The 5,041-nt window shown below is 68.3% G+C and carries 4 protein-coding genes; 3 read left to right on the top strand and 1 reads right to left on the bottom strand.

Annotation, left to right across the window (positions count from 1 at the left end; all coding sequences use genetic code 11):
- Positions 1-131: 131 nt before the first annotated feature.
- Positions 132-803, bottom strand: a complete 672-nt coding sequence (locus tag VIB55_RS15510; protein WP_331877568.1) for a hypothetical protein — start codon at positions 801-803, stop codon at positions 132-134.
- A 152-nt stretch (positions 804-955) separates the two neighbouring features.
- On the opposite strand from VIB55_RS15510, the gene mnmG reads away from it, so the two are divergent.
- The 3 genes from mnmG to VIB55_RS15495 all read left to right on the top strand — a co-directional run bounded on the left by mnmG (position 956) and on the right by VIB55_RS15495 (position 4,894).
- A complete protein-coding gene (gene mnmG / locus VIB55_RS15505; RefSeq protein WP_331877567.1) occupies positions 956-2,827 on the top strand; it encodes a tRNA uridine-5-carboxymethylaminomethyl(34) synthesis enzyme MnmG in 1,872 nt (623 codons plus the stop codon).
- A 342-nt stretch (positions 2,828-3,169) separates the two neighbouring features.
- Positions 3,170-3,982: an AAA family ATPase gene (locus VIB55_RS15500; protein WP_349263039.1), complete on the top strand. Its 813-nt coding sequence runs from the start codon at positions 3,170-3,172 to the stop codon at positions 3,980-3,982.
- 3 nt (positions 3,983-3,985) lie between these two features.
- A complete protein-coding gene (locus tag VIB55_RS15495; protein WP_331877565.1) occupies positions 3,986-4,894 on the top strand; it encodes a ParB/RepB/Spo0J family partition protein in 909 nt (302 codons plus the stop codon).
- Positions 4,895-5,041 lie beyond the last annotated feature (147 nt).

Genomic DNA, 5,041 nt, shown 5'->3' with positions numbered 1-5,041 from the left:
GGACCAGCATGGCGCTGTCCTGCGCCAGCTGCTTGATCAGGTCGCCGAGCGGGGCATCTCCCGATCCCGTGCCCATGCCGTCAGACCGGCCGGTGGGTGTGGTGTGAAGGTCCGCCATTGTTCCCCTCCGGTTAGCGCAGGACCTTGCCAGCCACGAAGCCGGCGCCAACCGCCAGCAGCAGCGTGCTCAGGGGGCGGGTGGCGACGATGCCGCCCAGCTCGCGTTGCAGCGAGGTGGTGTCGTTGTCCCGCAGGTAGCGCGCGATGCTTTCCAGCGTGTCGGCCGCGGTGTGGCCGTACTGGTTGGCACGCTCGCCCACGCCCTTCTTGGGGATCAGCCCGGCGACGCTGTCGAGCTTCTCGGCCACGTTCTCCAGCTGCTCGGCCGCCTGCTCCAGCATCTGGTCGGCGCGCTCCTGCAGCTGCTCCACGCCGCTCACGCGGTTGGTGCCGCCCGTCGATCCACCGGTTCCGCTGGAGCCGGCCGATCCACTCAGGGTCGCGGCGCCGCCGCCCAGGCCCGATCCGCCGCTGCTGCTCGCAGAGCCAGTGGACGATCCGCCGCCGCTGCTCGCGCCGCCACCGGTGCTTCCGCCGCTGCTGCTCGCCCCAGTCGAGGAGCCACCGCTGCTGCCGGCACCGCCGGTCGATCCGCCGCTCGTCGATCCACCGCTGGTCGAGCCACCGCCGGTCGAGCCACCGCTGGAGGTGCTGCCCGTCGCGCCCAGCCCACCCGTGCTTCCGCCCGTCGAACCGAGGCCGGAGCCACTGCCCCCCGTCCCGGTATTCCGTTCGTCTTGCATCCTCATCCTCCCCGTTGCTGGTTCCCGTGTTGGGGTCGCCTCGGGGTGCAACACGTATGCCAAGGGTTGGTCCGCAGCAATGTTCCACGTGGAACACAGCCCTGCTCACGATGTACAGGACAGCGCCGCATCATCACACGCACGGGTAGAGAATGGAAACGCGCTACGACGTGATCGTCATCGGCGGGGGGCACGCCGGAGTGGAGGCCGCGGGAGCGGCCGCCCGCGTCGGCGCGCGCACGCTGCTGGTCACGCCCAACCTGGAAGGTATCGGCCAGATGAGCTGCAACCCCGCCATCGGGGGTGTGGCCAAGGGCACCGTCGTGCGCGAGGTAGATGCGCTGGGGGGCATCATGGGGATGGCGACCGACCGCTCGCGCATCCAGTTCCGCATGCTCAACCGTTCCAAGGGCCCCGCCGTGTGGGCGCCCCGTGCGCAGTGCGATCGCGGTTTGTACCCCCGCGCCGCGCGTGCACTGCTGGAGCGGAGCCCCGGCCTGCACTTCTTCCAGGGGATGGTCGGGTCGTTGCTGATGGATGGGCAGCGCGTCGCTGGAGTCCGCACCGAGGCGGGTTACGAGTTCCGCGCACCCTCGGTCGTCCTGACCGCGGGCACCTTTCTGCGCGGCCGTATCCACGTTGGCAAGTCGCCCTCGGTGCCTGCGGGGCGCGCCGGTGATCCGCCTTCCGTCTCCTTGGCCGAGCAGATGGAGGCGCTGGGGATGGAGGTGGCGCGCTTCAAGACGGGCACGCCGCCCCGCGTCGACGGCCGATCCGTGGACCTGGATGCGCTGGAGCTGCAGCCGGGCGAGACCCCCGAGTACCGTCTTTCGGTCTGGGAGCGCGCTCCCCTGCTGCCGCAGCTTCCCTGCTGGATCACCTGGACCGGTGAGCCGCTGCAGGAGATCATCCGTGGCAGCCTTCACGAGTCGGCCCTGTACGGCGGCGAGATCGCGGGCCGGGGGCCACGCTACTGCCCGTCCATCGAGGACAAGATCGTGAAGTTCCCCGACGCCGCGCGTCATCAGGTCTTTCTGGAGCCCGAGGGGTTGGACACCCACGAGCTGTACGTCAACGGCCTCTCCACTTCCCTTCCCGGCGAGGTGCAACTGCGGATGCTGCGCAGCATTCCCGGGATGCAGAACGTGCGGATGACCAAGGTGGGGTACGCCATCGAGTACGATTACTATCCTCCCCACCAGCTGCGTTCGACGCTGGAGTGCAAGGCGCTGGACGGGCTGTTCCTGGCGGGCCAGGTGAACGGGACCACCGGATATGAAGAAGCGGCCGGGCAGGGATTGCTCGCGGGAGCGAACGCTGCATTCGCGGCTCTGGACCGCGACCCGCTGATCCTGGAGCGGGACCAGGCATTCGTCGGCGTTCTCGTGGACGACCTGGTGACCAAGGGCACGGACGAGCCGTATCGCCTGTTCACCTCTCGGGCCGAGTTCCGGCTCACGCTTCGGCAGGACAACGCTCTTCAGCGTCTCGCGCCGATGGCTGCCAAACGCGGGCTGCTGACGGATGCGCAGATGGCTTCGCTGGATCGCCGGCTGCAGCTGGCGGAGCAGATGGATGGATGGCTGAGGTCTACGAACGCAGCGCCGGCGCAGGTGAACCCGATTCTGGAAGACGCGGGATCTCCCCCGCTCCGCGAGCCTACGCGTCTTTCGCTGCTGATCAAGCGGCCGAACGTTCCCGCGGCGGCACTGGTGGATGCGGTTGGCGGCGCGCCGGAGGCGGAGGCCCACGAGTTTGCGGACGCGCTGACCACGGCCGAGATGGAGCTTCGCTACGAGGGCTACCTGGTAAAGGAGCGCAACCGAGCCGATTCCCTGCGCCGGCAGGCGGACTTTGCCCTGCCCGCGGCGCTGGCGTACCCGGAGCTGCACTCACTCTCGTTCGAAGCGCGGCAGAAGCTGGACAGGATCCGCCCCGCCACGCTCGCGCAGGCGGGGCGGATCCCGGGCGTCAGTCCGAGCGACCTGCAGAACCTGGTGATGGAGGTTCGCAAGCGGGGGTGACGGCGCCAGATTCGTGCGGCTCACGCGTCGCAGCGACGGGCGCCCTCAACGAAACTGAAACTATTTCCGAATACCTGCCGAACAAATCCGGCTTCTCAGAATCGTTTATAGCTCACGAACGGGAACTTACGAGGGTGGTGCGTCGGCCGGGAGGCTGAAACGCGATAAAAACGATTCTCGCGCGAAACCCTCGCCTGTGTTCCACGTGGAACATCTCTGAAGCAGTGCGAGATGGCGGCTGCGTGGCGATTGTGCTCCCGCCCGGCTCATCTACTTCTTTCCACGCGCGCGCGCGCGTATATTGGCGAGCAGCATCCAACCCACCTCATCGTGAGGACGAGCGTGTCGCGCATCATCGCCATCGCGAACCAGAAGGGCGGCGTCGGCAAGACCACTACGGCCATCAACCTGGGCGCCTGCCTGGCCGTGGCCGAGAAAAAGACGCTCGTCATCGACATGGACCCGCAGGGCAACGCCACCAGCGGCTTGGGCATCGACAAGGAAGAGGTGCAGCGGTCCATCTACGACGTGCTCATCGAGGGGATGAAGGCCGACGAGGCGATCATCGGCAACGTCCACTTTCCGTACCTGGACGTGCTCCCCGCTACGCGCGACCTGGTGGGTGCCGAGGTGGAGCTGGTCAACCGCACCGGCCGCGAGAACATCCTTCGCAACGCCATCGCCACGCTGCGCGACCGGTACGACTACGTTCTGATCGACTGCCCGCCGTCCCTGGGCCTGCTGACGCTGAACATCCTGGCCGCGTCTGACTCGGTGCTCATCCCCATTCAGTGCGAGTTCTACGCGCTCGAGGGGCTGTCGCAGCTGCTGAACACGGTGACCATCGTTCAGAAGAGCCTGAACCCGGGGCTGCAGATCGAGGGCGTGCTGCTGACCATGTTCGACAGCCGCCTGAACCTGTCGCGCCAGGTGGCCGACGAGGCCAAGGAGTACTTCGGGCCCAAGGTGTATCGCACCACCATCCCGCGGAACGTGCGCATCGCCGAGGCGCCCAGCTTCGGGAAGCCCATCGTGCTCTACGACGTGATCTCCGTGGGAGCCAAGAGCTACCTGGCTCTCGCGAAGGAAGTCATCGCCCGCAAGGGGCGCAAGGGCGCGTCGGCCGAGGCGCCGGCAGCGGCGGCGGGGGACTGAGCCATGGCGATGGCAAAGAAGGCCCGGCTGGGCCGCGGCCTGAGCGCCCTGATGGGCGAGTACACCGACGAGCCGCAGGCCGAGGCGGTCGAGCAGCCCAGTTCGGTTCCCACCTCGCACATTACGCCCAACCCGTTTCAGCCGCGCCGGGAGTTCACCCCCGAGCAGCTGTCGGAGCTGGAAGAGTCCATCCGGCAGAACGGGCTGCTGCAGCCGCTGGTGGTCCGTCGCGCGAGCGCGGATGCGCCGGACGGTGCAGAGTGGGAGCTGGTGGCGGGCGAGCGCCGCTGGCGGGCCGTCCGCCGGCTGGGGTGGACCGAGGTGCCGGTGGTGGTCCGCGAGCTGGACGACCGCGCCATGCTGGTGGTGGCCATCGTCGAGAACGTGCAGCGCGCCGACCTGTCGCCGCTGGAAGAGGCCGCGGCCTATCGGCGGCTGATGGACGAGTTCAGCTTCACGCAGGCCGAGGTGGCCGAGAGCGTGGGGCGCGAACGGTCCACGGTAGCCAACCTGCTGCGCCTGCTCGCCCTGCCCGCGTCGGTGCAGCGACTGGTGAACGAGGGCGCGCTGTCCATGGGCCACGCGCGGGCGCTGCTGGGGCTGGAGGACGAGCGCGAGATGGCCGACCTCGCCCGCCAGGCCGCCGACACGGGGATGACGGTGCGGGCCGTGGAAGACCGCGTCCGCACCCGCCGCCCCGCCAGCAAGGGCAAGGCTGCCGATCCCCCCGCCGCCGCCGTCCAGGGCGACGCCGAGGTCCGCCGTCTGGAGGCGGAGCTGCAGCGTGAGTTCGGCACGCGCGTCCGCATCCACCACAGCGGCACCGCGGGGCGGATCGAGATCCCGTTCCTGAGCGCGGACGATTTCGATGGGATCATGGAGAAGCTGCTCGGGCCGGACAGAACGAGATAGTGCGAAGGTGCGAGAGTGCGAGAGTGCGAAAGTAACGGCACTCCCCGCCCTCGGAACTTCTGGTTCATACTTTCGCACTCTCGCACTTAGCACTTTCGCACTCGGTAGTTGATGGCGGACGAACGCCGGATGACGCTCATCGTGGTT

It is taken from the genome of Longimicrobium sp. (genome assembly GCF_036554565.1).
Taxonomy (GTDB): Bacteria; Gemmatimonadota; Gemmatimonadetes; order Longimicrobiales; family Longimicrobiaceae; genus Longimicrobium.
Note: the sequence above shows the minus strand (reverse complement) of the source record. Positions and strands in the feature narration are given on the sequence as shown.